Origin of the sequence: Novosphingobium album (ex Liu et al. 2023) (genome assembly GCF_029076845.1) — a bacterium.
GTDB lineage: Bacteria > Pseudomonadota > Alphaproteobacteria > Sphingomonadales > Sphingomonadaceae > Novosphingobium.
Genome location: NZ_JARESE010000021.1, coordinates 1 through 3,141 on the forward strand (window position 1 = coordinate 1; position 3,141 = coordinate 3,141).

A 3,141-nucleotide genomic window follows, 5' to 3' on the forward strand; every position below is an offset into this window, starting at 1 on the left:
TTGCCGAGATCGATGCCGCCTGGCGCGACAAGATGCGCGCCGCCCACCCCGATCGCGGCGGCAGCGCCAGCGCGGCCGCCCGCCTCAACCACGCCCGCGACGAAGGAAGGAAAGCCAATGGCTGAAGCACACCTCAGCGGCAGCGATCGCTTCATGCGCCGCAAGGAAGTCGAGCGCGAAACCGGATTAAGCCGGCCGACGATCTACCGGCAGATGGCCGCCGGCAACTTCCCCCGACCTCGCAGAATCGGCGTGCAGGCAGTCGCCTGGGTCGCGTCCGAAATCGAGGAATGGAAGCGCCAACGACCACTCGTCGCCCCCGACGACTGAAAAAGCTGGGGACACTCAGCGGGGCATTTCCGGGGGCACTCGCCCCCTTTTTCACCACCCCAAACCACGGAAAACAGCGGGAAAGCAGCTATGTCGCGAAGTCTACTCGGGGAGCCAATTTTCTCGCCTAAAGGCTTGAGAGCTCACAACGTTCTTGAATGCTGGTTTTCCGGCACCTGACCTGAACGCGGCAATCTGGTTCGTTTTTGCGAGAAATTCCCCGCCAAGTTCGGCAGGCGCCGAGCGAGGGCGTTTCGGAATGACGAAATCCAGGTTCGGTGAGCGGCAGGTCGCTTTCATGCCGAACTAGACGAAGACGGTGCGACTATCGAGAGGGCCTGTCGCAAACCGGCTATTCCGCCGGCTTGGCCGAAGCGATCGGGGGGGGCTCCGCGTCTTACGGCTCAGGCGGGTTTCACGCCTCTTTCACCGCGTTCCAGCACATAGCTGGCGCGCGTCGAGACGCTTCCGCCCTGGCGCTCCACCGTGTCGAGGACGCGCATGTCCGAGCGCCAGGTTTTGCGGTCAACCGTGCAGACCATATAGCCGCGCCGGGCATCCATCATCTTCAACTGGCCGTTGTTTCGTAGCCAGAGAGGGGTCACGGGCATTTCGCGCGCGCCGTCGGCTCCCGAGCTGATCGAGGTCGCCAGGAACTCCGAGGCGATAACACGGTCGGGCGCATTGCCGGGCGCTACGTCGCCGACGAAATGCAGATGGGAATCGCCGCTGACGATCGCGACGTTCCTGAGGCCGAGCCTGTCGATATGATCGAGCAGGCGATCGCGATTCGCCTGGAAGCCGGACCAGCTATCGGTGAAATACTGCCGTTCGGATTTGAGCGGATCGCGCTGGGAATTGAGGTTCATCATCAAGACCTGCTGGCCGATCATCGCCCAGCGCGCGGTTCCCGATGCCAAGCCATCGAACAGCCAGCTTTCCTGGGCCGCCCCCAGCATGGTCCGATCGGGCGCGAAGATGTCCTGACATCCCGGCACCCCCTGGTCTCCGCAGGGCTGGCCGGAGCGATACTGCCGGGTATCGAGGAACCAGGCATCCACAAGATCGCCGTAGCGCGCGGCGCGGAACAGGCGCATCCGCCCGTCGCGCGGCATCGCCGAAAGGCGCAGGGGCATATGCTCGTAGAACGCCTGGAAAGCAGCTGCCCGACGAAGCGCGAACAACTCGGGCGGCGTTCCATCCTGATCCTGCAGGCCCGCCCAGTTGTTGTCGACCTCATGATCGTCGAAGCTCACGAAGAAGGCGCAGGCGGCATGGGCCGCGCGAAGATCAGCATCGCTCTTGTACAGCGCGTAGCGCCGCCGATAGTCGTCGAGCGACATCGGCTCGGCCATGCCGTGACGGCGTACGGGCATGACCGTCCGGCCGAAAAGCAGGCGGGGCCTGTCGCCCGCGTCGCCCCCCTCGTAGATATAGTCGCCGTAATGGAATACGAAGTCAGGTGCTTCCTCGGCAATGTGACGCCAGCCGGTGTAGAGCCCTTCCTCGTAGTGCTGGCAGCCTGCGACCACGAAACGCAGCCGTTCGAGCGGGGCCCCCGCGACCGGCAGCGTATTCGCGCGGCCGACCGGGCTGCGAAGGCCGCCGGCGACGAAGCGATACCAATAGGGGCGGCGGGGACGCAGCCCGCCGACTTCCACATGCACGGCATGGGCCAGTTCGGGATGGGCGATCGCCTTGCCCTGCCGGACGATGATGCGGAACGCTTCATCCTCGGCCACTTCCCATTCCACCAGAACCGGGCCGGGCGCCATGCCGCCGCCTGCGGCAAGTGGCTCGGGCGCCAGCCGGGTCCAGATGACGAAGCCATCCTGCTCCGGCTCCCCGGCGGCCACTCCCAGCGAGAAAGGGTCGCGCGCGAAACGCGGTGCCTCATCGACGTGGCGCCGGCCGGCGAGGCCAGCGGCATGGAGCGCGAAAGCCCCATGCAGGCCAAGCCCGGCCAGGCCGCCGCGCGCCACCTTGAGGACGAAAGCCCGGCGGGACGTGTCGCGCATCATCGCCCCGTCACAGCCTGGCGCGGATGCCGAAGAAGATCCGGCGATCGTTGACTTCGAAGAGGCGCAGGCGCTCCCGCGCGCCCTCATAAGTACGGTTGGCGGCATCGGTGATGTTCAGCAGATCGACGTTCAGCTTGATCCGCTCGGTAAGATTGTACTGGAAGGAAGCGTCGAGCTGGCCATAGGCGCGGGTATAGAGATTGCCCCCGGCGGCAGCGGTCTGCACCGTGTTCAGATAGGTATCGCGCCAATTGTAGGTGAAGCGGACATTGCCCCAGGTCTGCTCCAGGAAGGCCGAGGCATTGAAGCTGTGCCGCGACAGCCCGGGAAGCGGGTCTTTCTTGCCCGTCAGCGAATTGACCAGCGGCGTATCGCTATCGGCGAACGTATAGCTGAGGGTCACGCCACTGCCGGCAAGGATTCCCGGCAGGTCGGGGAAGAGCTGCTGGTAATTGAGCTCGAACCCCTGCACGCTGCCGCTCTCGCCATTCGTGGGCTGGGTGACACGGTAGATGCCGCTGTTGATCCCGTTCTCGAAATACTCCTCGACGATGGTGTTCACGGTGAACGAATTGATCTTCTTGTAGAAGGCCGTGCCCGACAGCGCGCTTGACGATCCGAAATACCATTCGAGCGCGACGTCGGCCTGATCGGCCTGAAAAGGCTTGAGATCGGGATTGCCACGGCTCCCCGTGAAGCTGACCTGGTTGAGCGACAGGCCCGGAGTGTAGCGCGACGATTACGGAGTCCGGTCGGCGTCAATTTTGATGGCCGATAGGTGGCCGCGCCG

At 64.5% G+C, this 3,141-nt stretch carries 3 protein-coding genes; 1 reads left to right on the forward strand and 2 read right to left on the reverse strand.

The window, feature by feature from the left end; all coding sequences use genetic code 11:
• Positions 1 to 117 precede the first annotated feature (117 nt).
• A complete protein-coding gene (locus PYV00_RS08850; protein ID WP_275227935.1) occupies positions 118 to 330 on the forward strand; it encodes a helix-turn-helix transcriptional regulator in 213 nt (70 codons plus the stop codon).
• Positions 331 to 734: 404 nt separating this feature from the next.
• Here PYV00_RS08850 and PYV00_RS08855 read toward each other — a convergent pair whose 3' ends face one another.
• Both PYV00_RS08855 and PYV00_RS08860 read right to left on the reverse strand, forming a co-directional pair.
• Positions 735 to 2,348: an alkaline phosphatase D family protein gene (locus PYV00_RS08855; RefSeq protein ID WP_275227936.1), complete on the reverse strand. Its 1,614-nt coding sequence runs from the start codon at positions 2,346 to 2,348 to the stop codon at positions 735 to 737.
• Between the two features lie 10 nt (positions 2,349 to 2,358).
• Positions 2,359 to 3,069, reverse strand: a complete 711-nt coding sequence (locus PYV00_RS08860; RefSeq protein ID WP_275227937.1) for a TonB-dependent receptor domain-containing protein — start codon at positions 3,067 to 3,069, stop codon at positions 2,359 to 2,361.
• Positions 3,070 to 3,141: the final 72 nt, after the last annotated feature.